Raw genomic sequence first — 26,148 nt, forward strand, 5'->3', positions numbered from 1 at the left:
CTTTTTCTTTTCACGATGTCCTTCGGGCGGACGGAGCGGAAGCGGATGGCGATGACAGCTGCAACGGCCAATCTGGTGGAACTGCGCAACCTGAAAGTCGCCTTCGACGGCGTTCAGGTGCTGCACGGCATCGATCTCGATGTCGCACGCGGTGAGGCGCTCGGCCTCGTCGGGGAATCAGGATGCGGCAAGTCAGTGACATGGCTGGCGGCGCTCGGCCTGTTGCCCGGCAAGGCAAGCGTGACCGGCTCCGTGCGCCTCGAGGGACGCGAGCTATGCGGCAGCCCGCGCAGCACGTTGGAGCAGGTGCGGGGCGGGCGGATTGCCATGATCTTCCAGGATCCGTCGAGCTCGCTCAACCCGGTCCTGTCGATCGGCCGCCAGATCACCGAGGCGCTGGCCATTCATCGGGGGCTACGGGGCGAGGCAGCGAAGACCGAGGCGCTGAGGCTGATGGACATGGTCGGCATCCCCGATGCCCGCCGCCGCTTCGATCTCTACACACATGAATTTTCCGGCGGACAATGCCAGCGCCTGATGATCGCCATGGCGCTGGCGGGTAAACCGGACCTGTTGATCGCGGACGAGCCGACCACCGCGCTCGATGCGACCATCCAGGCCCAGATACTCGATCTCCTGATCCGGCTGCAGGCCGAAACCGGCATGGCGCTGGTGTTCATCAGCCATGATCTCGGCGCGGTGTCGCAGGTCTGCGAACGCGTTTGCGTGATGTATGCGGGCCGCATCGTAGAGGAGGGTTCGGTCGCGCAGCTGTTTTCCAGCCCTCGCCATCCTTATACACGCGGCCTGTTCGACGCGATCCCGCGCATCGACGGTCCTCGAAAACGGCTGATCCCGATACCGGGCACGGTGCCGAACCCGAAAACGCTGCCGCAGGGCTGTGCCTTCGCGCCGCGCTGCTCGCGCACCACCGCTTTCTGCGAGACGTCGCCGCCCTCCCTCCTGCCGCAAAAGGACGGCCGCAAGCTCGCCTGCGCGCACCCGATCGAACTTGCGGTAGCCGGCAAGGCCGAACGCAAAGTCCCCGAAGATCTGCTGCAATGACGCCGCTGATCGAAGCAAAGGAGCTGGTGCGCATTTACGCGCTCAGGCACGGACCCTTCTCCCGCCCCAGTTTTGTTCGCGCCGTGGAGGATATTTCGCTGTCGGTATTCCCCGGCGAAACGCTGGGCATCGTGGGGGAGTCCGGCTCCGGAAAGTCGACGCTCGGACGAATGCTGCTCGGCATCGATCCGGCCCAGGGCGGCGAGGTGCGCTTCGAAGGGCAACCGATGCCGAGGCTTGGCACGCCGGAATGGCGGGCGCTGCGCGCCAAAATGCAGCTTGTCTATCAGGACCCGCTGGCCGCGCTCGACCGGCGGCAGACGATCGCGACCCAGATCGGCGAACCGCTGGACATTCATCGCATCGGGCCCAGGGAAAGCCGCGCCGGTCGCGTTGAGGACCTGATGGCGGCCGTCGGCCTGCGCCCCGACCAGGCCGGCAGCTATCCGCATGAGCTTTCCGGCGGGCAGCGCCAGCGGGCGGTGATCGCGCGGGCGCTGGCCGCCCGGCCCAAGCTCCTGGTGTGCGACGAGCCGGTCTCCGCGCTTGACGTGTCGATCCAGGCGCAGGTGGTGAACATGTTGAGCGACCTGCAGGAAGAGAACGGCATCGCCATGATCTTCATCAGCCATGACCTGAAGGTCGTGCGCAACCTGGCCGACCGTGTCGCCGTCATGTATCTCGGCAGGATCGTCGAGGAAGCCTCCTCCGACGTGATTTTCCAGTCGCCACGGCATCCCTACACCAAGGCGCTGGTTTCCAGCATGCCGATCCCCGGCAAGAAGCTGGAAGGACGTGTCATCCTCCAGGGCGAGCCGCCCAATCCGGCCGCACGTCCGTCGGGCTGCGCCTTCCATCCCCGCTGCCCTGTTGCGCGAGACATCTGCCGCACCAGCACGCCGGCGCTGCGCTCGGTCGAGACGGGGCGTACCGCCGCCTGCCATGTCGTGGCGGACAACGCCGCGATCGCGGCCTGATGGAGCCCGCATGATCCGTTTCGTTCTCGTGCGCGTTATGAGAGCCGTTATCACCATCCTTGCGGTGATGACCTTCGCCTTCGTCGTGCTGCGCATGTCGGGGGACCCGGCCGAGGTGATGCTGGGGCCGGACGTGCCGCAAAATGTCATCGAGGCGTTCCGCAAGTCGTGGGGTCTCGACCAGCCGCTCTGGATTCAATATTTGGCTTACCTCAAGTCGATCTTCACCGGCGATTTCGGCGTGTCGATGCGCGACAAGGCGCCCGCGCTGCAACTGGTGCTGGAGCGCGTGCCGGCCACGCTGCAGCTCACCGTTCCGGCGCTCATCCTGAAGCTGCTGATCGGAATTCCGGCCGGCGTCTATGCGGCGCTGCACCGACAGAGCTTCGCCGATCGCGGCGTGATCCTGCTGGCGATCCTCGGCTTTACCATCCCCTCCTTTGTCATGGGCCTGCTGCTGGTGCTGATCTTTTCGGTGACGCTGGGCGTGTTGCCTTCCGGCGGTCAGGAGACATGGGTGCATGGCATCCTGCCGACGCTCACCATGAGCGTGGGCGGCGTAGGCATACTCGCCCGTTTCTCGCGCAGCGCCATGATCGAGGTGATGGGGCAACCCTATATCCGCACAGCTTCCGCCAAGGGGCTGAAATGGCGCGACGTGGTGTGGGGCCATGCGCTGCCCAACGCAGCCGTGCCGATCGTGACCATCGTCGGCTTCATGGTCGGCTCGCTGATCGCCGGCGCGGTGGTGGTGGAATCGATCTTCTCCTGGCCGGGCATCGGCAGGCTGCTGATTGTCTCGGTCAGCAATCGCGACCTTGCTGTCGTCCAGTGCATCCTGCTCATCGTCGCGGCCACCATGGTGGTGTCGAACCTCGTCGTCGACCTGCTCTACGGCTGGCTCGACCCGCGCCTGCGCTCGCCCGCGAGCCATTGAGGAGAACCGGCATGGCTTCGATCTATCCGGCGACCACACAGCCAAACGCGAGGCAAAGGGCTGGTTTCCTGTCGTCCATTCGCCGCAACCTGCCGCTGAGCGTCGGTCTCGGAATCCTGTGGCTGGTCGCCATGGTGCTGGTTGCCATATTTGCCGACCGCATCCGCCCCTATGGGATCACGCAGATGGATCTCACCAGCCGGCTTGCGCCCCCCGGCATGCTGAAGCACTTGCTGGGCACCGACGAGCTGGGCCGCGACGTGCTTTCGCGCCTCATCCAGTCGATCCGCCTTTCGCTCGTCATCGCCTTCGGGGCGACGCTCCTCTCGGCCGTGTTCGGCACGGCGCTCGGCTTCGCCGCCGCGCAGTTTCGCGGTTTGGTCGAGCATCTGGTGCTGGCGCTGGCCGACTTCCAGGCGGCCCTGCCGTTTCTCATCATGTCGCTGGCGGTGCTGGCGTTCTTCGGCTCCTCCATGGTGCTGCTGGTCTGCCTGATGGGTTTTTACGGCTGGGAGCGCTATGCGCGCATCGCGCGCGGTCTCGCGATCTCGGCGGGCGCGCAGGGCTATGCGGCCTCGGTGGTGCAGCTCGGCGCTACGCCGGCGCGGGTTTACCTGCGCCACATCCTGCCCAACGTCGCCTCGACGCTGATCGTTTCGATGACGCTGACCTTTCCCGAGATCATCCTGATGGAAAGCGGGCTGTCCTTCCTCGGCCTTGGCGTCCAGCCGCCGGCGACCAGCCTCGGCAATATGGTCGGCTTCGGCCGCGAATATCTGACCCGCGCGCCGTGGATCATGCTGGCGCCGGCCGCCGTCATCATGCTCACCACGCTGTCCATCTCGCTGGTTGGAGACTGGCTGCGCGACAGGCTCGATCCCACGGTGCGGTGAGATGTCGATCAGTTCTAGGAGACTTCCATGACTTTGATCACTGGCATGACTTTGATCACCGGCCATCGCGGCGCCCGCAATCTGTGGCCCGAGAACTCGCTTGTGGGCTTCCGCAACACGCTGGAGCTCGGTGTCGATGCCATCGAATTCGATGTTCACCTGACGGAAATGGGCGAGCTCGTGGTCATCCACGACGCAACGCTCGAACGCACGACGGAAGGCTTTGGACCGGTGCGGAAGCTGACGTTCGAAGAACGGGCAAACGTGAGATTGAAAGATACGGACGAGACCATCCCGACACTGGCGGACGTGCTGGCCGCGCTTTCTTCCAGGGCCGGGCCGGACCTGCATGTCGAGATCAAGACCGACGAAACCGGCATGCCCTATCCCGACATTGCCCGGCGCGTCGCCGAGGAGCTTCGACGCTTCGGCGTGGAGGACAGGACGCATCTGACGTCCTTCGACATTTCCGTTCTGGAAGACTGCCGGCGCCACGCGCCGCAGGTCGCGCGCCTCGTCTCCGTCAATGCTGACTGGGCCGAAAGACAGGGTGGCCTGGCGGCATTCCTTGCTCGCGTCGACGGACTCGTGGACATCGTCGCCATCCATCACGAGCTGATGGAGGCGCAATGGGACCTGGTTCGCGCCACGCTGCCGCTCGACCGGCTTTGCGTGTGGACGGTGAACGAGGAGGCGACGATCCGCCACTGGCTGGGACGGCGGATCGGCCGCCTGACATCGGACCGCCCGGACCTCGCCATCGCCTTGCGCTCCGCCGTGGTGACGGCAGCGCCGCTCGAAACCAACCGGGCCTGATCACGCCGATCGGCCGCATAACGACAATGCCAATCTGGCCCCACCTGGAGACAAAGCAAATGAGCAATCTTATCGCAACCGGCTTCAACGCGCAGTCTCGCGACGGCGAGCTGGATAGCCTCGAAGCCGATCTTCGCCGGCTCGAAAATATCGGCGTCGACACCGTCGAGCTTGCGCTCACCAGCATCGATCTCATCGCGGGCGGCCGCATCATTAGGGAAAGAGCGGACAGGCTCGTCGCGTTGACGGCCAAGTTTTCCTTCCGCTACACGGTTCATGGCCTCGTCTCCTCCAACTTCATGGACCCTGCGACCTGCACGTACCAGCTGCAGGCTGCCAAGGCGCTGGTCGAGATCTGCGACCGGATCGGCGCCCGTATCCTCGTCCAGCATGGCGGTTTCCTGCGCGCCGACCAGCCTCTCTTGCGCGCGGATGCGGACCGGCGCGAGCGCGAGGCTCTGTCCGAACTGGCGGAATTCGCCAAGCCTTACGGCGTACGCATCGCGCTGGAGAACATCTTCACCGCGGAACCGGGGCAATACCGGCAGACGCCAGCGGAGGTGGCCGAGACCGTCAAGGCCGTCAACCATCCCAATCTGGTCGCGCTGATCGACTTCAGTCATGCCTATCTCGAAGCGACCTATCGCGGACTGAACTTCCGCGAGCAGATCCGCGCCATGGCGCCAGTGGCCGGGCATCTGCATGTCCACGATTCCTTCGGCCGCCCACAGGGTTTTTACAAGCCCTACTTTCTGCAGGAAGCGACGGCGCTGGGCCTCGGCGACCTGCACATGCCGCTCGGCTGGGGCGACATCGCCTGGGAGGAGATTTTCAGCGAGCTGGCGTTCCTGCCGGGAACGGTGCTGATGATGGAGATCGGCGAACGCTACCGCAGCGAGCAGCCAGCCAGCCTCGAACGCGCGAAACGCCTAATGGCGCTGAACGGCACGCGCAGTTCCATGGCTGCCGAATGACAGGCCATTTGATTTTGGCCTGAAGGACATTGCAACGGTCGAGACTGTCTGGGTATCGTTGGCATAGTTCGAATTGAGGAGCAGCCGGCCGGATCGGCCGGCCGCACTGCCGCTTAAGGTTCGTGTTGGCGACGCAACCAACTGATGGAGAAGATATGCGGCAAGCGCTGATCGTGTGGGGCGGCTGGGACGGACACGAGCCGGAAGAGGGTGCGCGCGTCGTCAAGGCGATGCTCGAAGAGGAGGGGTTTGGCGTGCGCGTCGAAACCACGACGGAGATATTCGCCGACCCCGCGATCGCCGATTTGAGCCTGATCGTCCCGATCTACACAATGGCCAAGCTTGCGAAGAACGAGGAGCTCAACCTGACAAAAGCAGTCGAGGGCGGTGTCGGCCTTGGCGGCTATCATGGCGGCATGTGCGATGCATTTCGCGAAGCCACGGAATACCAGTTCATGTGCGGCGGCCAGTGGGTGGCCCACCCGGGCAACATCATCGACTACCGGATCGACATCACCAGGCGCGACGATCCCATCATGAACGGCATCGATGATTTTTCGTACCGCTCGGAGCAGTACTACATGCATGTGGATCCGTCGAACGAGGTGCTGGCGACAACCACCTTCTCCGGCGAGCACGCATCCTGGATCGAAGGCGTGGTCATGCCGGTCGTCTGGAAGCGCCGGCACGGCAAGGGAAGGGTGTTCTATTCGGCGCTCGGCCATGCCGCCAAGGAGTTCGCGGTGCCGCGGATGCGAACGATATTTCGTCGCGGCCTGGTGTGGGCGGCGCGCTGAGAGCGCTTGCCGGAGCACGCACCGTCGTTTCATCGGGCAATGCGGCGCAGGGCCAAGGCAGCGACAGCGGTGGCCGCTGCCAGAAGCGGCAGCCAGGCTTGCGGATCGCCCATGGCATGGAGCGTCAGGCCGCTGAGCAGCAGCCACAGCAGCGGTATCGGAAACAGCAGCGGCACAGGCCCGCCGCTCGCTGCAAGCAGGACGCCGAGCGCCGCGATCGCCGTCGGGTCCGGCGCGATGCCGAAGATTTCGGCGCTCGCCCATGGCCGCCCGAAGAGCGGCGGCAGGAGCGGATAGACAACGATGCCAACGGCCATGATCAGCAGCCCGAGCCGACCCGTCATGTCCCGCCTGTCGAAGGCGAGGCTGCCGCGTGCGGCACCGCCGATTACCAGCAGCAGCGCCTGCAGGCCGAAGGCCGGCGCGACATAGGCGATCGCCCAGTTGATCACGGCATAGCGGCTCCACAGGAAGGACCAGCCGACGAGGGCAAAGAGCGCGGCAAGGATGAGTGCGATCCAGAGACCATGGCGACGCGGCCGCCGCAGCACGAGCAGGGCAATGGCAAGGCCGGCGGCGAGTGTCAGGAGATGCAGCGGCCAGATGGCTGCATTGTGCAACTCGAACATGCGCCAGTAGACGCGCGGCGAGAAGAGCAGGAAATCTTCCAGCCGGTAGGTCCACCATTCCGACATCTAAGCAGGTCCCGCAAAAGTGTCCCACGGTTTTGCGACAAGAACCTGCGACAAACAACAGAAACTAAGCAGGCATTCGTGGGCCAGCCCACGAATGCCTGCTTAGAGGTCCCGGATGTAGGCCGCCATCCGCTCGCGCATGGCCGCGTCGGGGAGGGGACCGGTCGCGGCCGTCACGTTCTCGCGCACATGGTCGACGCGGGTCGTGGCGGGGATGGCGACGGTGACGGAGGGATGCGCAAGGATGAACTTCAAGATGAACTGCGCCCAGGATCCGGCGCCGATCTCGGCCGCCCAGTCGGGCAGCGTCTCGCCTTCGAGCTGGCGCGTCAGCGCGCCTTGCTGAAACGGCCGGTTGACGATGACGGCCATGCCGCGCTCGGCCGCCAGCGGTAGGAGCCGTTCCTCCGCCTCACGGTCGACGACGTTGTAGGTGAGCTGCACGAAGTCGAGCGGATGCGCGCGCATGATCTGTTCGAACAGGTCGTGCCGCCGTCCTTCGGACGTCGTGATGCCGACATAGCGGATGCGCCCGTCCGCCTTCATGGCGAACAGGGTTTCGAGATGCGCTTCCCAGCCGACGAGGTTATGGACCTGCACGAGGTCGAAGCGCGGCACGCCCCAGAAGCGACGCGACTGCTCGATCTGCGCGGCTCCGTCGGCGGCGGAGGAGGTCCAGACCTTCTCGGCGGAAAACAGCGCCTTGGGCCGGCCGAGCTTCTCGAGGCCATAGCCGATCACCGGTTGCGAGGAACCGTACATCGGCGAGGAATCGATCATGCGGCCGCCTGCCTCGAAGAAGGCCGCGATCACCTCGGCGCATTCGTTGCGCAGCACCGGATCGTCGCCGACATTGAAGGTGATCCAGGTGCCCAGCCCAACTGCGGGAAGCATCTCTCCCGAGGAGGGCACAGCCCGCATCAGCGGCGCAGGCGCGCCGGGCGCGGTTCCCGGCAACACGAAGGCCGCTCCGGAAGCGGCGGCAGTCTTCACGAATGTCCTGCGGGTGATAATCATCATCTGCCATCCCTATACTCCTGACCACAAAAATGGTTCCGGGCGACCGACCTTCGCAAGGCCGATCTGGGGGCGATCGGCGGGGAGCCGGCCGGTCTCAAGAGCGGTTCAGCTTTTGATAGAACCGCCCAACCGCTGTAAGTTTGTCACTCGCTCTGCAACCAGCCCGATTACCTGGAGGTAGCCCCTGTCCTGACCTGACGGTGCTGGCGGGCATAGGCCACGCAGGCGTCTACCGTGCTGACGCAGAGCGCATCGCGGTTGTTCGGCGTATTGTTGTCGCCGGCGTAGGCAACCTCGGCAACACGGCCATCGACCATTCGAAGTTGTGTGTTGCAATAGCCGCCAGGATTGACATTGAGGGATCCTCCAACCGTCGGGATCGCACCCACCGCCAAGGTTGGAATCACGACGTTGAGATTGCCGCGTTGAACGGTACGCTGATAGGTCCAGATCTGACCTGATCCGCCCGCATCAGCGGTGGCACTCGGAAAGCCGGCGCACATTCGAACATCAGCCTCGCTGAGACCGATCATCTCTTTGCGGGCTGCCGCTGTCGTTGCGTCTTCCTTCGCGATGGTCGACGTATCGTCAGGGGCGACGCAGGAGGACACGATAGAACTGCCGGCCAAGAGAACAAGAAGGACAGGCTTTCGGAGGCTGGAAAATATCATACCGACTGTGATGAATTGCGCCGACCCGAGACCCTAGTTAGGCAAGCAGACAATCGAGTCAACCTGCACAACTTCACGATGTCGTTGACGTGCCGCTCAGCGCAGTGGCTGCACTGACGGGATCTGCTGCCGGCGGTCGCGGCGTCGCCTGAGCATCTTCGACGTTGGGCGGTCGCCAGCGCGCCCTGCCGATCAAACGCTTTCGAGATAGGTCTCGAGCTCGAAATCGCTGACATTGAGCGCGAACGTATTCAGCTCCTGCCGTTTGCAGGCGATGAAGGAGTCGCGCAGGATGGCCGGAAATATCTCCGCAATATGCGCTCCGCTCTCGAAGCTGGCGATCGCCGAGGCCCAGTCAGGCGGCAGCTTCGCCGGCTGACGTCCTTGCCCGTCTCTGCCCGTCGGATCGCCAGGCGACAATTGCCTTTCGATGCCGATGAGTGCGGCGCCCAGGATAGCCGCAAGCACGAGGTAAGGGTTGGCGTCCGCGCCGGCGACGCGATGTTCGATCCGGCGTGCGCTCGCTGGCCCGCCGGGGATTCGGATCGCGATCATGCGGTTCTCGTAGCCCCAGGCAACCGCGTTCGGCGCATAGGATCCAGGACGCAGCCTGCGGTAGGAATTGAAGTGCGGTGCAAAAACCAGCGTGCTTTCGGCCATGGCGGCGAGCAGACCGCCGACGGCATGGCGCATGATGTCCGACCCCTGGTCGCTGCCGTTGTCGAAGACGTTGCGGCCTTCGGCGTCGGTCAGGCTGAAATGGACGTGAAAACCGTTGCCGGCACGGTCACCATAGGGCTTGGCCATGAAGCAGGCGGCAAAGCCGTGCTTACGGGCGATGCCCTTGACGGTGCGCTTGAACAGCACGGCATCGTCGGCGGCGCGCAAGGCGTCCGCGACATGGTTCAGATTGATCTCGAACTGGCCGACACCGTTTTCGGCGATCGCGGTGTCGACGGGAATGCCTTGCATGCGGCAGGCGTCGCAGACGTCGTGGATGAAGGCTTCGAAGTCGTCAATCTCGTCGATCGACAGGGCCGCATCGGAATCGAGACGGCGACCGGTTACCGGCGAGACAGGCCCGATAGGCCGCTGCGATTGCGGGTCGACCAGATAGAATTCCAGTTCCGTGGCAGTGACTGGGGTCAGGCCCAGAGCCTTGTAGCGGTCGAGGACACGGGCCAGCGCCCGTCGCGGATCACCGAGAAACGGCGCGCCGTTCTCATCTGCAAGCCAGAGCGGAACGAGTGCTGTCGGATGTGCCGTCCAGTTCACCGGCACGATGCCGCGTCCCGTCCACTGGCAAAGGCCGTCGGCGTCGCCGTTGCCGAAAACCAGCGTGTTGTTCTCGATATCCTCGCCCCAGATGTCGAGCCCAACCAGCGAATAAGGCATGCGCAGCTTGCCCTCCAGCGCCTTGCGTGCCTGCTCGACGGGTATGCGCTTGCCGCGCATGATGCCGTTGAGGTCGCACACCGCAGCCCTCAGGCTGTGGATGTCGTCCCTGCTTTCAAGCCAATTCAGAACGTCCGTGATTGCATCGCCCAATTTCAACCCCTGGTTCCGAAAGGTGCCGCGGCCCTGATCGGTTACGATATCTCTTATAGATAGCTTGTGAGTTTATGAAAACCGCTCTGGCTGCCACCAGAGGATTTTGCTTATTTTTTCAATTCACTAGCTGGGATATCGGGTGGCATTTCAGGACCAATTGCGCGATTTGCGATCGCAATATAGTGGTAAGGTTGGGGAAAGCCAAGCGGCATTTGAGCCGGCCTACGGCGGCTCGGCAAGGAGCGGGAATAGGCCGAGCCGGCCTTCGCGCCGGGACATGAAAGAACAGGAGCGGGCGGTTGCGAAGACACCGTTCGCCGCCACGCAGCAGTCAGAGGGATGAGGCAAATGACAAATACGCCGTCGCACCGCGCGGAGATCGACCTGTCGAACTGGAGGACAAGGCCCTATTCGGCCTGGTCGTTCCAGAACGCGGCGGAACTGGTGCCGTCCGCCACGATCCGTAGCGCGCGCCAGCCGGAGACGCCGGCACTCGACCTCGGCCGGCTGTCCGACCTTGTGGTTGCCGACGTTGCCGGCAAGCCGCGTCCATTGCCGGATTTCCTGCTTGAAAGCGACACCGACAATTTCGTGGTGATGCGCGGCGGAAATCTCGTGGCCGAGTGGCATGCCCCGACAAGCGATCCGGCAAAGCCGCATCTGGTGTTTTCGGTGTCCAAATCCATCACCGGCCTTCTGGCGGGAATCCTGATCGGCCAAGGGATGCTCTCGCTGGACGACCGCTTGGCAAAGCACCTGCCCGAAGCCGCCGGATCGGCCTATGGCGACGCCACTTTACGCGATCTCCTCAACATGCAGATCAGCATCGATTTCGACGAAGCCTATCTGAGCAGAGACGGCGCTTTCGATCGTTACAGGCGGGCGATGCTGTGGAATCCGGACAAAGCGGACGATCCCGCGCCCGATCTCAAGACTTTCCTGTGCACCTTGCCGAAGGCCGCACATCCGCACGGCACGCGGCACGCCTACCGGTCACCCAATGTCGACATGGCGGCGATCATCCTCGAGCAGGCATCGGGCGAGCGCTTCGCCGAATTGCTGAGCCGGCTCCTGTGGCAGCCGATGGGCACCCATTCCGACGCGCAGATAACCGTCGATCGGGCCGGCAATCCGCGCGCCTCGGGCGGCATCTCGATGACCGCGCGCGATCTCGCCCGCGTCGGTGAGCTGGTTCGCACCGGTGGCGGCGGCATCGTTCCGGCAGACTGGATCGCCAGCCTCTGGGCCGGCGGCGACCGCGCCATCTGGGCCGCCGGCGACCAGGGCTATGCCTATCCGGGTGGAAGCTACCGCAATTATTGGTACGACACCGGCACGGGTGCGCTCGCCGCCTTGGGCATCCATGGCCAGTGGCTCTGGATCGATCCGGCGACGCAAACCGTCATTGTCAGGCAGTCCTCGGAACCCGACCCGGTCAACGACCGGATGGATCAGACGGTCGTCGCGGTGATGAAGGCAGTTTCCGCTGCCTCGTGACGGCCTCGATAGTCAGTTACGGGTTTCCGGAAACTTGACGTGCTGCAAAAGATGCGTCGCGCCGTCGTTTATGTCGCGCACGATGGCGGCACGCGCGCGTGGCCCGTCCTGGACCTCGATCGCGGCGACGGCTTCCTCATGGTAATCGATGTCGAGAATGGCGGCGAGATTGTCCTCGAAGCCGGTGGTCAGGTTCCTGAGAAACGGGCCGACCTGCATCCACACCGTCTCGATCAGGAAGATCATCTGCTCATTGCCGCAGTGGCGATAGATCGAGAACTTGAAGTTATAGTTCTTGCGCAGGTAATCGTCGATGTCGCCCTTGCGGGCTGCCAGGGTCAGCTCCGTGCAGTGGCGACGGATCGCTCGCAGATTGTTGCCATTGATCAGCTTTGCGGCAAGCTCGGTCGCGGAGCCTTCGAGGATCGTTCGCACCTCGGTCAGCTGCGAGAACCTTTCGGCCGAGATGACCGGCACCTCCATGCTGCCGTTCGGCATCGGGCTCAGCGCACGCAGCGCCTGCAGCCGCATGAAGGCGCTGCGCACCGGCATGTCGCTGGTGCCCAGTTCCTTGGCGAGCTTGCGCGAGGTCAGCTTCTGACCGGGCGCAAACTGGCCCGACATCAATGCCCTGACGAGTTCGAGATAGACTTTCTCATGCAGGGGCACGGTGTCGACGGCGGTCAACCCGAAAAGCGTTTTATCGGCCATTGGCGGTGCGCTACTTCATTCGTTCTGAAATCTACGCAGCTGGCTACATCTGCCGCTAGAGATGATGGCTGGCCGAACGCGGCATGAAGGCCGAAGTCAGCGATTTTTCAAGAACATGATAGACGCTTCAACCGCAGCGCTGCAAGCCGCGTCGTCGTCACCTTCCGGGTTGCGGCCAGCAAATGCCGCGCCGACACAAAGCCGGCCGGACAACAGCTCATGCCTGCTCCAGGAACGCTCGGCGTTACGCGATGTAAAATGCGTACTTTCCCGGCGTCTCAGATAAATAAATGCTTTTCAGTCGCACAAAATGATGAAACAATAAAATTGAGACTGGGGAAAATTCGATGCGCAACGTCAGCGGACATGGCAAGCGCCTGTCCTATTACGATTTCGGCCACACGACGGTGTACGCCTCCCGCTTCGACCAGCGCTTCCCCTATTGCGCCTATGTGCCCGACGACTATGACGAGGACGGCGACAAGACATATCCGCTAGCGGTGATCGTGCATGGCACCGAACGCGGCATGCTCGCCTACCGGGATGCCTTTGCCGACTTCGCCGAGCAGAACGGCGTGATCGTGCTTGCCCCGCTTTTTCCGGCGAGCATCTGTTTCCCGGGCGACCTTTCCTCCTACAAGATGCTGCGCGAGGGCGACCTCCACTACGATGCCGTGATGCTCGACATGGTCGAGGAAATGCGGGAGCGCTACCGCATCCGCGGCGACCGCGTGCTGATGTACGGCTTCTCCGGCGGCGGCCATTTCACCCATCGTTTCCTGTTCCTCCATCCCGAACGCCTGCTGGCTGCATCGATCGGTGCGCCGGGCGTCGTGACCCTGCTCGACTTCGATCACGATTTCTGGGTCGGGGTGCGCGACTTCGAGAAAGTGTTCGGCAAGAAGGTCGACCTCGACGCCATGCGCAAGGTCGCCGTGCAGATGGTGATCGGTGGTGACGATCTCGAAACCTGGGAGATCACCATCAAGCCGGACGATGCCTGGTGGATGCCCGGCGCCGATCTCGCCGGCGCGACCCGCAACGACCGGATCAGGTCGTTGAAGGGCAGCCTGGAGAGACACGGCGTCGAGGTGCAGCTGGATGTCGTGCCCGGCATCACCCACGACGACCGCGAGCTCATCGCCAAGGTCAAGGACTTCTTTGCGCGGGCATTGAATGGGGTTGCCGCGCCCGCCTGAAAAACTGCAGTCAACAAAACTGGAGATAAAAATGGGAACAAGATCGGGAATGGGAAGACGATTGATCCGGGTGCTGGCGGCAATCGCCATGATGGCGTGTGCGCTGCCGGCGATGGCGCAGGAGCAGCCGAAAACCGGCGGCACGCTCAAGGTTCGTATTAACGCCGACATCCGCGCCACCGACGGTCTTAATCGCGACGCGAACACCGACACGGTGCTGCACCAGATCTTCGAGACGCTGGTGGCCTACCGCGCCGATCTCACGGTCGGCCCGGCACTGGCCGAATCCTGGAAAGTGTCGGACGACGGCAAGACCTATGCCTTCACGCTGCGCGACGGCGCGGCTTTCCACAATGGCGACGCCGTGACCTCATCCGACGTCAAATGGAACTGGGACCGCCGCATGGATGCGGCCAACGAGTGGTTCTGCATTCCGTTCTTCGACGGCAGCCAGGGGCTCAAGGTCGATGAGGTGGCGACGCCTGATCCACGCACCGTTGTCTTCACGCTCAACGCGCCGAATGCGCTCTTTCTCGCGCAGCTCGCCAATGTCCAGTGCAATGGCTGGGTCGCCAGCCCGAAGAATGTCAGCACCGACGGCAAGTGGATCGCCGACAGCGCCATCGGCAGTGGCCCCTTCAAACTGAAGGAATGGGTCAAGGGCCAGTATGTCACGCTCGAACGCTTTGCCGATTACAAGCCGGTGAAGGAGGCGCCGAGCGGCTTTGCCGGCAGCCGTGAGGCCTATGTCGACGAGGTGCGCTTCATGGTCATTCCCGACACGGCGGCATCGGAAACCGCGCTGTTCGCCGGCGAGCTCGACGTTCTGCCCGATCTTGAATCATCGCGTGTCGAGGAAGCCAAGTCGCGGGGCATGACGGTGCTGTCGACGCAAGGCCTGTCGTGGACGGCGATCCTGCTGCAGACCAAGGATCCGCTGCTGTCGAACGTCAAGATACGCGAGGCGCTGGCGCATGCCGCCGACATCAACCAGATCGCCGCCGCTCGCACCAACGGTGTCGCCGCCGGTGACCCCTCTGCCGTCGCCCAGGCGAGCTCATTCTTCGACGGGGATTTTCTCAAATGGCCGGAATACGACCCGGTCAAGGCCAAGGCGCTGCTAGACGAGGCCGGCTACAAGGGCGAGCCGATCAAGATCCAGACCAACACCCGCTACCAGGGCATGTATGAAAACGCCGTGCTGCTGCAGGCGATGCTGACGGCCGCGGGCTTCAATGCGCAGCTCGAAGTGCTGGATTGGGCGGCACAGCTCGACAATTACCTTGCCGGCAAGTTCCAGATCCAGTCCTTCGGCTATTCGGCGCGTCTCGATCCGTCACTGATGTATGGCGTCATCCTCGGCGACAAGGCGACCGATCCGACAGCGCAGTGGGACAGCAAGGAGGCCCTCGACCTCTACACGAAGTCGATGGCCACGACCGACCCCGCGCAACGCAAGGCGCTGTTCAAGCAGCTCCATGCCCTCATGGCAAAGGATGTGCCGATCCTTGGCCTCTATTACGAGCCATCCGTCGACGCCGTGTCGCCGAAGGTGAAAGGCTATTCAGTATGGCCCGCGGCAAACCCCCGCGCATGGGGTGTCTGGAAAAGCGAATAGGAGCTGGCGGTTGTCTGTCGCTCGAAAGGTCGGAGGCGTGTGGCCTCCGATCTTTTGTTTGAGCTACCTGGTGGTGAAAACCTGACGCTTGGTACCGGGGCCGTAAACCCGCTCAGGGCGGGAAGGAGACCTAAACTCACCAGCTCTCCCATGGCGCGTTTGCGCCAGGAGCGATCGTTCGACAGCGATCCGAGCAGCAATGGCCGTTCTGCGTGGCCGAAGTGTCTCTGACCTTTAGTACGAGGTGACGGTTGACCGTGGAGGTCTGTGACCTAGCTTTGTGACCTAACTTAAAGCTCAAGCGGACCGCCCACAGGCACGGCAATGCCAAATCATCTTGCCGAAATTTACGCAAACAACGCAGATCTCGTTATCCTGGGCGGGATAGCAACACTTGCCTCGGTGGGCCTCTATCTTATGCTCCGGCGTATCCGTCGCCTCACATCAGATGAGAGCGAAGGCGAATCTGATCCCCCCGAGGAGGCATCTTGGGATTGGGAAAGCCCGGTCGACCTTGCAACCGAGCCTGCTTCTTCTTCTCAGGTTGCCGTGCCCTCAGACACGGCAGACCTGGATGATCGGCATCACGATGCCACTTACCTTCGGTTCGGGGTGCGAATCGAGTATTTCGACGTGATCTCCGAAGCTTACGAGAGCTCGTCTGTGGCCCAGACCAACGCTTTCGCTTCCGCGACGAACATGCCGCAATCCGGCCGCCTTGCGACATCGGTCAGAGAAATCGCTGGCTATGTTCGTAGGCAGGTGGCTGCTAATCTTGCCAACGTAAGTAGTCCAGTATTGAGGGCCCTGAGCCGTATGCCGACACAACTCGCCGCGGCGGAACGTGGGGAGCGAATTTGCGGGTCAGCATGGGACCAATTGGGTCATAAGGTTTCGCCGCGCAAAGTTGCTCAGTTGGCCAATCCGGCGCATCGCGGTTTGAATGTCACAGCTCAAAGGGGAGGGTTCAGCCTGGATCCCGAGCCGACCATCGTAACGGCCACCCCTCCTCGCGTTGGCAAGCCAATCGGTCTTGTGCCCCGCTTGGGCGTCGCCGCAATCTGTCTGGCCGTGCCGCTTAGCTATGCGATGACGAGACAAAACTGGGTCGAAAGCGCCCCCGCCATTTCGCGGGCCCAAGGCACGAGTGTCGACTTGCTCAGCCCGGATCTCACGGCTGCCCGGCTGCAAGTCGGGGCAGCCGGTGGTCAGGCAGCCGCTGCAGGGGAATTGGGCGGCCAGGAGCACCGGGTGGCGGAAAGCGAACGCGCCAGGAGCGCTGCTCTACAGGGAGCACTCCTCGAGTCGCGCAAGCAGATCGATGCGCTGAGGACAAGCATCGCAGCCTCCGACAACGCACACGAGGAGCGATTGCGCAACGAGCTCGCGGCAGCCCGCACACTTGACGCATTGCGGCGCATAGCGGGAGATGCCCGCACAATGCTGCGCGAGGCCACCAACTATGTCTTTACGGAGATGCCCGCTGCTCATCTGGAGCGTCAGCGAGCCGAATGGCGGGCGCGCAATCTGTCGCGAGCGCGGGCGAAAATTGAACAGCTTGAGGCCGAGGCGGCCGAGAATCGCGCCAAGGCCAAGGCTTCGCTGGCGCAAGCGAGCGGAATGCTCGACGACGAACGCCGGAAGTCAGAGAACCTTGGTGGCGATCTCGCCGAAGTGAAACTGTCCAATGCCGCGCTCAAGGAGCGCGCGGACGCGGCTGAGCAGGAACGGACCGGTGCAGTCACAGCGAGAGAACGAGTGGAGCAGACCGCGGCCCAGACGGAGGGCGCGCTGGCTCGAGAACGCGCTGCAGCAGCGTCGATTCGTGAGGAGCTAAAAAAAGCTCGCCTTGAGCGCGACGCGTCTGAACAGGAACGAGCAAGAGCGGTGTCAGCGAGAGAGCGTGCCGAGCAGACTGCAACCGAGACGGCACAGGCTCTGGCACGAGAACGTGCTGCAACAGCGTCGACGCGTGACGAGCTGGAAAAAGCTCGCCTCGAGCGCGTCGCGGCTGAACAGGAACGAGCCAGAGCAGTCTCAGCGACAGAGCGTGCAGAGCAGACTGCAACCGAGACGGCGCAAGCGCTGGCACGAGAACGCGCTGCAGCAGCCTCGACCCATGAGGATCTCGATAAGGTTCGCCTCGAACGCGCCGCCGCTCGAGCACTTTTGGTACGGGTCACCAGGCTGAACGAGGCTCTGGACAAGCAACGTGAAGACAATGTTTCTCTTGCCCGCGACCTGGCTGCGGCGCGCGCGGACAATGACAGGCTCAGGGCTGAGCGTCGCAGCGCGCAGATTGAGCGGCCGCCGAAGCCGCGCGCTGGCCGCGCAGCAGCCGCTGCCGGCGGGTTGAAGGCTGTCAGCCAGAAGACTGCACGCAGCAAGGTTCGCAACCCGTCGCGGATTGCCCGGGTGCGTTCTCTCACACTTCCCTATTCCCTCAGGCCAAGACACGTGACCTTGGAGTGATTTCCAAAACGAATGTGCATCCTCCTTTCGAAGGCCCAAGGCCTTTGGGAGGCGTTGCCTCGCACCCTCTCACGACGCCGCGGATGGATCACCCTTCGAATTCATCCTGCTCTCGTCGGCGGGGAGTTCTGCGCGATACGCTATGTCAGCCCGATCACCCTGCCTGTCGCGTTCAATTCGCATTTGATCGGCGCCTGCCGCGTCTCCACGTTGCCTTGCCGTCCATAGTCGATGCTGACCTCAACGGGAGCCGAGATCGTATCCGGGCTCAACCGACGTATGGAACCTGCGCTGTTGACGCGCACACTGGTCGCGCCAAACGGGGCGGCGGCCGACTCGATTGCATCATGGCAGGCGCGAACGACTTCATCCGGGACGCCCGGCAGCGCCTTGATTGGACGGACCGTCGATGGACTGTTGCTGGCGCTGAGAGGCTGGAGGTTGGCCGGGAGGTCGAGCGACCGTCCGGCCCCTGCGGACCGGGCGACACTGACGGCAGTGGCTGCCGGAGTGGCCGGCACTGCCGCCGTTGCGGCGGTGCTGGTTCCATCGTCGTCCACCGGTGAACTACTGCTGGAGCCGCTGGGCTTGGCGCCAGGCCCTTTGTGCGAGCCGCCTTTGCGGCCTTCACCGTGATGGCTGCCAGCGCTATTGCCTCCGCCACCATGGTTGCCAGCGCTATTGCCTTCGCCGCGCTCGCCGCCGGCAGCAGCTCCTACGCAAGCTACCGCGATCGAGCAAACGAATGCGAAATATGCCCAGCTGGATTCAGGGGATTGACGCACGACCACCTCCATAAAGTGCGTCGGTCGAACCGTCTTTCCGCGGCATGCAGTCAGGACGGCGCGACCGCCGCCGCCCTCAGGCAAACTCGCGACTAAGGCGCCCACGGAGCTAAACTAGGGGATGAATCCGGTGTATCAAGGACGCGGTGCGTAGTGGCCGGCATCAGCAGCGAGTTCGGCAAACAACGCATACTCCGCATAGCCGCCATCAAACTTACGGCCCATCTCACCCATCAGCCGCCGCAACGTGCCGCCGTCCAACACCGAAAGCTGGATAAAGATCAGGCTTCGTTCAAGTTGACCCGGTCGGCCATCCTGACTTTGCCCGGCTGCATGACCCGACAGAGCGCGCCGAAACCGCCTTCGCCGTGGCGCGCTATGGTTTGCAGCACTGCCGGTTCGAAAGCGAGATCGCCTTGCGCCAGCGCGGTGAAGGTGCAGCGCGCGCAGGATTCCGAAATCATGATCCGCGCCTCGCCGATCGAAAGCACTTTTCCGATGATCTGCTGCTCGACGAAACCATCCCGCGAAGCGTCGGTCTCGATCACGATGTTGGGCCGGAACCGCCTGGAATCCACTTGCGAGGGATCCGCAAGCAGGCCGGCGAGCCTGTTCATCGAGGCTGACGTGACGATGTGGATGTCGGCGCGCTGATAGCGTGGCGCGATATGATCCTGGGCCTCCGAGCCGAAGGGGACGTGCGGGTGCAGCGCCGCCGGGAAATCGAGGAAGGCCGAAACCAGCTCGCCTGCGCGGCTGGAGCCGGCATCGATCCAGGAGCCATCGTCCAATCCGATTTCCGGCCGGTCGCCCTTCAGCCTTGCAAGAAGGTTGGGCAGCGGCCGCCAATGCTTTCGCTTCTCCGGCGCGGCAACAATTCCGTCGCGCCGGTCGACGATGCCCCAGATCCGGTCGCCCGGAATACCGCCTTCCGCAAGCTCCGTTCCGTCCAGCCGTTCGCCGCCCATCGAACTGACGGGATATCGCCAGATTTCCTTGATATGGCCGAACGGTGTCATGGTGCGGAGACGAGCCGTGTCGCCGTCATTGCGCCGCTGCCTTGCGTGCGCCCGCGCCATCGGCGAAACGGCGGTCGATCAGCATCGCCGCATCGAGAAGGGCGCGCGTATAGGCGTGGCGCGGCCGGTCGAAGACGTCGTCGCGGTCGCCGATCTCGACGATCTTTCCGTCCTGCATGACGGCGACCCGGTCGGCAACCTGCTCGACCGCACCCAGATCATGCGAGACGAAGAGACAGGCGAAACCGTAGCGTTCCTGCAACGACCGGATCAGAAGCAGGATCTGTTTCTGCACTGTCATGTCCAGTGCCGAAACCGGCTCGTCGGCGACGACGAAGGCCGGTCGCCTGACGATCGCCCGCGCGATCGCGACGCGCTGGCGCTGACCGCCCGACAGCTGATGCGGGAAACGCTCGAGAAGGTCGCGCGTCAGCCCCACTTCCTCAATGACCTCATCCATGCGGGCGGTGCGCCGCATGCGGTCCAATTCGGGGTCGAGCTTCAACGGCTCGGTGACGATCTCGGCAATGGACTGGCGAGGGTCGAGCGAGGAATAGGGATCCTGGAAGACGATCTGCATGTCGCGACGCTGCTCACGCGCGTCAGCCGATCGATCACTTGCAATCGCCTTGCCAAGAAACGAGATCGTTCCACTGGCCGGCCTGACGAGGCCGACAATGGCGCGCCCGAGCGTCGTCTTGCCGGAGCCCGACGCGCCGACCAACGCAAGGGTTTCGCCGCGCCGGATGGTCAGATCGACGCCGTCGACGGCGCGCTTCGGTTCCGCGCGCGCAAACAGCCTGGGACGGCCCGGATAGTCGATGACGACGTTGCTGATTTCGACCAAGGGAGGGCCGTTGACGGCTCTTCTCGATCCGCCGGCGCTGCGCTTGGGAAGGGCGTCGACCAACCGCCTTGTATATTCGTGCTGCGGCGCGTGAAGAACCTGGGTGCTGCTTCCCTGTTCGACCGCCTTGCCTTCGCACATCACCGTCACGTTGTTCACATAGTGCGACACCATGCCGAGGTCGTGGCTGATCAGCAGGACGGCGGTTCCATTCTCCCGCGTCAGCTCCACCATGAGGTCAAGCACGTCGCGCTGCACCAGCGTGTCGAGCGCGGTGGTCGGCTCGTCGGCAATCAGCAGGCGCGGTTTGAGCAGCATGACCGATGCGAGCATGATGCGCTGGCGCATGCCGCCCGAGAATTCGTGCGGATAGGCGGCAAGGCATTTGCCGGGATCCTTGATCTGGATTCTCTCCAGCATTGCCAGCGAGCGGTCCTTTATCTCGGCGCGCGACATGTCGCGATGCAGGCGAAGCCCTTCCGCCATCTGCTCGCCGATGGTGACAGCGGGATTGAGCGAGACCATTGGCTCCTGAAAAACCATGCCGATCTGCGCACCGCGTATCTGGCGCAGCGCCTTTGGGGCAAGGCTGGTGAGTTCCTGCCCGCCGAAGCGGATGCTACTGTCCGGGGTCGTGACCAGCGGGGCAGGGAGCAGGTTGAGGATCGAGCGGGCTGCCATCGTCTTGCCCGAACCGGATTCGCCGACCAGCGCCAGCATGTCACCGGGCGCGAGATCGAAATTCAGCTCGTCGACGATCCGCTTTCCCGATGGCCCGACCGAGATCGACAGGTTGCGCACTGAAAGCATCGTGTTCTTGTCCCCGGTCGGCACGAGCATGTTTCCAGCACCTACATTTTCGGGTCGAGCCAGTCGCGCACCGCGTCGCCCAGCATGTTGATGCCGAGCAGCGTGATCGAGATGCAGAGACCTGGCAGGATGATCAAATGCGGCGCCTGGCCGATATAGGGCCGTGCCGTCGACAGCATGTTGCCCCAGCTCGGCGCCGGAGGCGGGACGCCCAGTCCCAGAAAGCTCAGCGCGCTCTCCGACAGGATGATCCAGCCGAACATGGTGGTGGCGAGCACGATGATCGGGGCGACACAGTTGGGCAGCACGTGCCGCGCCATGGTGATGATCTCGCTGTTGCCCATCACGCGCGAGGCCTCGACATATTCCCGCTCGCGAATGGACATTACGGAAGCCCGCACCACGCGCACCACGATCGGCATATAGGCAAGGCCGAGCGCAAGGATGATGCCTTCGCGGCTGGCACCGATCACCGCCATCAGGCCAAGCGCCAGGAGCAGGCCTGGGAAGGCGAGGAAGGCATCGTTGACCATCATGATGATGCGATCGACCCAGCCCCGCAGGAAACCTGCGAGAACGCCGAACACGGTGCCGGTGATCAATGCGAATATAACAGTTGCAAAAGCGATCCAGGCGCTGGTACGCGCGCCGCTGGCGAGGCGGCTGAGCACGTCGCGTCCGAATTCGTCGGCGCCGAGCAGATGCAGAGACGAGGGCCCGCTGAGGCGCGACGGCAGATCGAGCTTGAGCGGATCGTAGGGAGCGATCCACGGACCGAACACGGCTAGAAGGATCAATGTTCCGGTGACGATGATCCCGAAGATCGCGTTGAATTTCAGACCGGGCCGGCCGAGAGCACGGGCGATCATGCGGTAACCCTCGGATCGAGCAGCGGATAGACGAGGTCGACGAGAAGATTGACCGCGACATAGATGAAGGCGACGAACAGCATCGTTCCCTGAACGACGGGATAGTCGCGGGCATAGATGGCGTCGACCAGCAGCCGGCCGAGGCCGGGAATGGTGAAGACGGTCTCGATGACGACGATGCTGGATAGCAGGCTGCCGAGCACGAGCCCGATCAGGGTCCAGGTGGGCGCGAAGGCATTCTTGAATGCGTGGCGCCACATCACCGCGCTTTCCGAAAGCCCCTTTGCCCGCGCATGGGTGATGTATTCCAGGCGCGCCACCTCGATCGTGCTGGCCCTGGCCATGCGCGCAATCGGGCCGGACTCGACGAGCACCAGGGTGACCACGGGCAGGATCACATACAGAGCGGCTTGCGCGAAGTCGCGGCTGAACGGCACATAGCCGACGATCGGCAACCAGCCGAGATAGAGGCCGAAGATCAGCATGAGCATCAGCCCCAGCCAGAAACTGGGGATCGAGAGCAGGATGGTCGAGGTGGCGACGACGGCGATATCGCGCAGACTGTCCTGCTTCCAGGCGGCCAGCATGCCGGCGGGCACGGCGATCGCCGAGGCGACAAGCACAGCAAGAAAAACGATGATCGAGGAGACGGCGAAACGGTCGAGGATCAGCGGCAGCACTTCTTGCCCGCTGCCGATCGAGCGCCCGAAATCGCCTGAAAGGACATTGCCGATCCAGATCAGGTATTGCACCACCACGGGCTGGTCGAGCCCCATCTGATGCCGCATCGCCTCGACCTGTCCGGGCTGTGCGAGGTCTCCCAGCATCAAGGTCGCGGGATCGCCCGGGATGAAGCGCATCATCACGAAGACCGCAACCGACACCAGGATAAGTGTCGGTATGGCGCTGGCGATGCGGGTCAGGACAAAGCGGACCATCGTTTCTCCTGTGCTGATATCGAAGATGTCTCCCGTGCCGGCACTGCCTTCTCCGCCCTTGCGAGGACCGCATCGTCCATGGTGAGCTCGTAGCTGGTGAACTCGCGGTTTTCAGCCGGCATCGGAGCGATCTCCATGACGCCGGTGGCTGGTTCGAAGACGATCATCGCGACTGTCGCCGAGAGATTGCCGCCTTCTTTCCTGACCACTGGACGGCACACGCTGAACGGCGAAGCGAAATCGTCGAACAGGGCTTCCTTCACATCGTCGATCGTGATGTCGCCATGCCGCGCCGACAAATGCCGGCGCACGCGATGGTCACGATAGAGACTGTCCGGCACATCGCGAAGTCCGGTCTCACGCAGCTTGGACAGCGCGACCGGGCTTTGCCAGTGATTGGCATGGACGATCATGTCCTTGTTCGGATAGATCGCAAACACCTCGTCCGGCGCGCATTCGAGATCGACCGTGAACCCCTCGGCGGTGCTCAGGATCATGTTGTTGGAGCCGGATTTCGGCGTCGTCGCCACCACCTTGATGGCGTGGGAGAAATGCTGCGCCTCGAGGGCCCGGCGGCGGATGAAGGGAAGCGGAATGCCGATCTCGCGATAGTCACGGTCGGATTCGAGATAGTTCGCGGTGATGCCGATGCCGGCCGCGTTGAAGCCGCTGCGCGCCAGTCCGCCGGCTTCGGTGAAGGTGAGGAGGTCCGGCCCGTCCGTTCGCCGGATGCGCAACACCACCGATGTCTCGGCGCATTCGGCCCTCCAGTCCCAGTTCTGGCCATGGATGAGCCTGCCGTTCCGGGTTGCTTCCGGCAGGATCGCCGCGCCCGTGCAACCGTCGGGCTCGTCGTCGGAAATGCCTTTCTCGCGCCGGGCAAGCTGCAGGATTTCGGTGCGCGCATTGACCAGGACGATCGAGGACAGATCGACATTGGCGCCTGACGCGATCCCTTCCATTTCCTCGACGAGGTCGGGCGCCCATTGCCGAAGGCGAGGCAGGAAGATGCCGGAGAACCGCCCGACATCGTCCCGCCTGAAGCCGAAACGGTCGAGCTGCGCAGCGTAGAGCGCCACCGAAGCGCCGATGCGCCCGCGCGCCTGTTCGCCGTAGGCCGTGCCGCGCGCTTTCGGCGCTCCTGCGATTTCGACAAGCGGAAATGGTGTGACTGTTGTCATCAAAAGGAAAGCCTCAAACTCGTATGAGTCCGGATAGTAATGCATTTTGATTGAATGAAAAGCAGAAAAATTCGATAGATTGCCAGTTCGAACTGCGTGGCGCATATCTATAATGCGAATGCCTGAGGAAGTGCATATGAACGAAACGATCATCGACCGGCAGCCACGCAGTGAGGCGGCCAGCCCGCTGCAGATAGATCTGGCGCGGCGGATCCTGGAGCGGATCAGGGATTCGGGCTGGACGGTTGGAACCCGCGTCTCGGTGCCGGACCTTGCCCGCACGTTCGGCGTTTCGCGTTCTCCCGTCAGCGCAGCGCTGGAACTGCTGGTCGCCCAGGGCATCTTAAGTCCCTTCGAGACGAGGGGGCTGCAATTGGCGCGCGATGTCGCCGATCTCGACCCGGAGGATATACTGCCCAGTTCTCCGCTCGAGGAGCTTTACCGCAGGATGATGCGGGAACGCGCGCTCGACCAACTGCCCCAGGAGGTGTCCGAGGCGGAACTGATGCCGCGCTATCAGGCATCACGCGGCATCGTGCGCAAGCTTTTGCTTCGCTTTGCCGCCGAAGGCCTGGTGCAGCGCCTGCCGGGGCACGGCTGGCGTTTCGCCGACACGCTTGTCGGCGAGGATGCCTACCGGGAAAGCTATGAATTCCGGATGGCTGTTGAATGCGCGGCGCTGCGGTCGCCCATGTTCAATGCAGACCCCCAGCAACTGGCGCCGGTCCGCCGCGCACACGAGCGCATCCTGGCGATCGTGTCGACAGGCAAGACGCTGATCGGCGGCGATGAATGGTTCCGGATCAACGCGTCATTTCATGAAGGACTTGCGGCCTGTTCCGGCAACCGGTTCCTGGCCGATGCGGTGCGTCAGCAGAACAATCTGCGCCGGTTGCAGGAATCGGCGGGTTTCGAGGAACTGCCGGCGGAACGCATCGAGCAGTCCTGCCGGGAACACCTCGCCATTCTCGATGCCGTCGAGGCGGGCGAGATCGAATGGGCCGAGGCGCTGCTGCGCCAGCATCTACGGCAGGCCTCCGAGTTCGGTGCGCCGCAGCGCTCTATCTGACGGGCAGCGATTCCGGCCGCTATTTGGGCTGGTCAGGTTCGAGCCTGATCAGTCCGTTCCACTACTGCTGATCGTTCCTGGTGCGCTGTCAGAAAAGGTGTCTTTCATTGCGCGCAGGATAATGACGGCCGAGGCCGCGCCTGGGTCGATGTGCCCCAGGGACCGCTCCCCGAGCCGTGCCGCCCGGCCACGGGCAGCGACCATGGACCGTGTCGAATTCGCGCCGGCTTCCGCGGCCGCCAGGATGCCGTTCCACATCTCCCGGCTGCCGGCGGCGCGCGCCTGTGCGCTGACCGCAGCTTCGGTTGCTGGAATCCAGGCGTCGAGCATGGTCTTGTCGCCGCGCTGCCCCTTGCCGCGCTCTCGAATGCCGGTCGTCATGGCCTCGATGATCGCCGCCTGGCCTGAAGGTGAAAGGCGTTCGTCCTGTTTGAGGGCTTGCGCCGCTCTGCGGAACGCGGTCGCATAAAGCGGCCCGGTGGAAGCACCGACGGCATCGAGAAAGGCGGACGCGGCAGCTGTGAAAACCTCTGACGGCAGCATATGGTCGAGATCGAGCTTGGCCAGCTCAGCGTTCACAGCCATGAAGCCGAGAGACATGGTAATGCCATGGTCGGCATCGCCAATGGCGCCATCGAGATCCGAGAGATGGTCCTTTCCCGCCTCGATCGCGATGGATATGCGATAAAACATCCTGCTCAGGCATTGCGCCGCGTTTTCGGACATCATGTTCCTCC

Annotated in this window: 24 protein-coding genes; 12 read left to right on the top strand and 12 right to left on the bottom strand. The window is 63.4% G+C overall.

The window, feature by feature from the left end; all coding sequences use genetic code 11:
• The first annotated feature begins 51 nt into the window (after positions 1 to 51).
• The 7 genes from EN885_RS07845 (at position 52) to EN885_RS07875 (ending at position 6,459) form a co-directional block, all read left to right on the top strand.
• A complete protein-coding gene (locus tag EN885_RS07845; RefSeq protein ID WP_095489252.1) occupies positions 52 to 1,065 on the top strand; it encodes an ABC transporter ATP-binding protein in 1,014 nt (337 codons plus the stop codon).
• Complete coding sequence (locus EN885_RS07850; RefSeq protein ID WP_095489101.1) at positions 1,062 to 2,042, top strand: ABC transporter ATP-binding protein; 981 nt, start codon at positions 1,062 to 1,064, stop codon at positions 2,040 to 2,042. The genes EN885_RS07845 and EN885_RS07850 overlap by 4 nt, the downstream gene beginning before the upstream one ends.
• A gap of 10 nt (positions 2,043 to 2,052) precedes the next feature.
• Positions 2,053 to 2,979: an ABC transporter permease gene (locus EN885_RS07855; RefSeq protein ID WP_095489102.1), complete on the top strand. Its 927-nt coding sequence runs from the start codon at positions 2,053 to 2,055 to the stop codon at positions 2,977 to 2,979.
• Between the two features lie 11 nt (positions 2,980 to 2,990).
• Positions 2,991 to 3,872, top strand: coding sequence for an ABC transporter permease (locus EN885_RS07860; RefSeq protein ID WP_095489103.1), 882 nt, complete (start codon positions 2,991 to 2,993; stop codon positions 3,870 to 3,872).
• Between the two features lie 45 nt (positions 3,873 to 3,917).
• Positions 3,918 to 4,688 carry a glycerophosphodiester phosphodiesterase family protein gene (locus EN885_RS07865; RefSeq protein ID WP_095489253.1) on the top strand — a complete coding sequence of 257 codons (771 nt, stop codon included), beginning with the start codon at positions 3,918 to 3,920 and terminating at the stop codon, positions 4,686 to 4,688.
• A 59-nt stretch (positions 4,689 to 4,747) separates the two neighbouring features.
• Positions 4,748 to 5,662: a TIM barrel protein gene (locus EN885_RS07870; protein ID WP_095489104.1), complete on the top strand. Its 915-nt coding sequence runs from the start codon at positions 4,748 to 4,750 to the stop codon at positions 5,660 to 5,662.
• A gap of 155 nt (positions 5,663 to 5,817) precedes the next feature.
• Entirely contained in the window at positions 5,818 to 6,459 is a 642-nt protein-coding gene (locus EN885_RS07875; RefSeq protein ID WP_095489105.1) for a ThuA domain-containing protein, read from the top strand.
• A gap of 29 nt (positions 6,460 to 6,488) precedes the next feature.
• Here the strand turns inward: EN885_RS07875 and EN885_RS07880 are convergent, their stop codons facing one another.
• The 4 genes from EN885_RS07880 to EN885_RS07895 form a co-directional block, all read right to left on the bottom strand.
• On the bottom strand, positions 6,489 to 7,154 hold the full coding sequence (locus EN885_RS07880) for a DUF6064 family protein (protein WP_095489106.1): 666 nt from the start codon (positions 7,152 to 7,154) through the stop codon (positions 6,489 to 6,491).
• A 102-nt stretch (positions 7,155 to 7,256) separates the two neighbouring features.
• Positions 7,257 to 8,075: an aldo/keto reductase gene (locus tag EN885_RS07885; protein ID WP_348631574.1), complete on the bottom strand. Its 819-nt coding sequence runs from the start codon at positions 8,073 to 8,075 to the stop codon at positions 7,257 to 7,259.
• A gap of 266 nt (positions 8,076 to 8,341) precedes the next feature.
• Complete coding sequence (locus tag EN885_RS07890; protein ID WP_245467747.1) at positions 8,342 to 8,785, bottom strand: hypothetical protein; 444 nt, start codon at positions 8,783 to 8,785, stop codon at positions 8,342 to 8,344.
• Between the two features lie 252 nt (positions 8,786 to 9,037).
• Positions 9,038 to 10,393, bottom strand: coding sequence for a glutamine synthetase family protein (locus EN885_RS07895; RefSeq protein ID WP_127205009.1), 1,356 nt, complete (start codon positions 10,391 to 10,393; stop codon positions 9,038 to 9,040).
• A 351-nt stretch (positions 10,394 to 10,744) separates the two neighbouring features.
• Between EN885_RS07895 and EN885_RS07900 the strand changes: the two genes are divergently transcribed.
• The gene (locus EN885_RS07900; RefSeq protein ID WP_095489109.1) at positions 10,745 to 11,893 is read left to right on the top strand and encodes a serine hydrolase; all 1,149 of its coding nucleotides are present in this window, start codon (positions 10,745 to 10,747) and stop codon (positions 11,891 to 11,893) included.
• A 12-nt stretch (positions 11,894 to 11,905) separates the two neighbouring features.
• Here the strand turns inward: EN885_RS07900 and EN885_RS07905 are convergent, their stop codons facing one another.
• A complete protein-coding gene (locus EN885_RS07905) occupies positions 11,906 to 12,604 on the bottom strand; it encodes a GntR family transcriptional regulator (protein ID WP_095489110.1) in 699 nt (232 codons plus the stop codon).
• A 347-nt stretch (positions 12,605 to 12,951) separates the two neighbouring features.
• Here EN885_RS07905 and EN885_RS07910 point away from each other — a divergent pair, with 347 nt between their 5' ends.
• The 3 genes from EN885_RS07910 to EN885_RS34120 all read left to right on the top strand — a co-directional run bounded on the left by EN885_RS07910 (position 12,952) and on the right by EN885_RS34120 (position 17,893).
• Entirely contained in the window at positions 12,952 to 13,803 is an 852-nt protein-coding gene (locus tag EN885_RS07910; protein ID WP_127205008.1) for an alpha/beta hydrolase, read from the top strand.
• A gap of 31 nt (positions 13,804 to 13,834) precedes the next feature.
• Positions 13,835 to 15,421 (top strand): ABC transporter substrate-binding protein, encoded by a 1,587-nt coding sequence (locus tag EN885_RS07915; RefSeq protein WP_128241349.1) that lies wholly within the window; start codon positions 13,835 to 13,837, stop codon positions 15,419 to 15,421.
• 324 nt (positions 15,422 to 15,745) lie between these two features.
• On the top strand, positions 15,746 to 17,893 hold the full coding sequence (locus EN885_RS34120) for a hypothetical protein (protein ID WP_245493023.1): 2,148 nt from the start codon (positions 15,746 to 15,748) through the stop codon (positions 17,891 to 17,893).
• A gap of 140 nt (positions 17,894 to 18,033) precedes the next feature.
• On the opposite strand, the gene EN885_RS07925 is transcribed toward EN885_RS34120, so the two are convergent.
• The 6 genes from EN885_RS07925 to EN885_RS07955 form a co-directional block, all read right to left on the bottom strand.
• Positions 18,034 to 18,690, bottom strand: a complete 657-nt coding sequence (locus tag EN885_RS07925; RefSeq protein ID WP_127205007.1) for a hypothetical protein — start codon at positions 18,688 to 18,690, stop codon at positions 18,034 to 18,036.
• 269 nt (positions 18,691 to 18,959) lie between these two features.
• A complete protein-coding gene (locus tag EN885_RS07935) occupies positions 18,960 to 19,697 on the bottom strand; it encodes an MOSC domain-containing protein (protein WP_164759142.1) in 738 nt (245 codons plus the stop codon).
• A gap of 25 nt (positions 19,698 to 19,722) precedes the next feature.
• Entirely contained in the window at positions 19,723 to 21,384 is a 1,662-nt protein-coding gene (locus EN885_RS07940; RefSeq protein ID WP_127205005.1) for a dipeptide ABC transporter ATP-binding protein, read from the bottom strand.
• An 11-nt stretch (positions 21,385 to 21,395) separates the two neighbouring features.
• The gene (locus EN885_RS07945; protein ID WP_127205004.1) at positions 21,396 to 22,223 is read right to left on the bottom strand and encodes an ABC transporter permease; all 828 of its coding nucleotides are present in this window, start codon (positions 22,221 to 22,223) and stop codon (positions 21,396 to 21,398) included.
• Positions 22,220 to 23,161, bottom strand: coding sequence for an ABC transporter permease (locus EN885_RS07950; protein ID WP_095489116.1), 942 nt, complete (start codon positions 23,159 to 23,161; stop codon positions 22,220 to 22,222). Before EN885_RS07950 ends, EN885_RS07945 begins: the two co-directional genes overlap by 4 nt.
• Positions 23,143 to 24,342, bottom strand: coding sequence for a C45 family peptidase (locus EN885_RS07955; protein WP_128241348.1), 1,200 nt, complete (start codon positions 24,340 to 24,342; stop codon positions 23,143 to 23,145). The genes EN885_RS07950 and EN885_RS07955 overlap by 19 nt, the downstream gene beginning before the upstream one ends.
• A gap of 136 nt (positions 24,343 to 24,478) precedes the next feature.
• Here EN885_RS07955 and EN885_RS07960 point away from each other — a divergent pair, with 136 nt between their 5' ends.
• Positions 24,479 to 25,411 (top strand): GntR family transcriptional regulator, encoded by a 933-nt coding sequence (locus EN885_RS07960; protein ID WP_164547152.1) that lies wholly within the window; start codon positions 24,479 to 24,481, stop codon positions 25,409 to 25,411.
• Between the two features lie 48 nt (positions 25,412 to 25,459).
• On the opposite strand, the gene dhaL is transcribed toward EN885_RS07960, so the two are convergent.
• A complete protein-coding gene (gene dhaL / locus EN885_RS07965; RefSeq protein ID WP_126107395.1) occupies positions 25,460 to 26,137 on the bottom strand; it encodes a dihydroxyacetone kinase subunit DhaL in 678 nt (225 codons plus the stop codon).
• Positions 26,138 to 26,148: the final 11 nt, after the last annotated feature.

The sequence above is a fragment of the Mesorhizobium sp. M6A.T.Cr.TU.014.01.1.1 genome (genome assembly GCF_004022765.1).
GTDB lineage: Bacteria > Pseudomonadota > Alphaproteobacteria > Rhizobiales > Rhizobiaceae > Mesorhizobium > Mesorhizobium mediterraneum.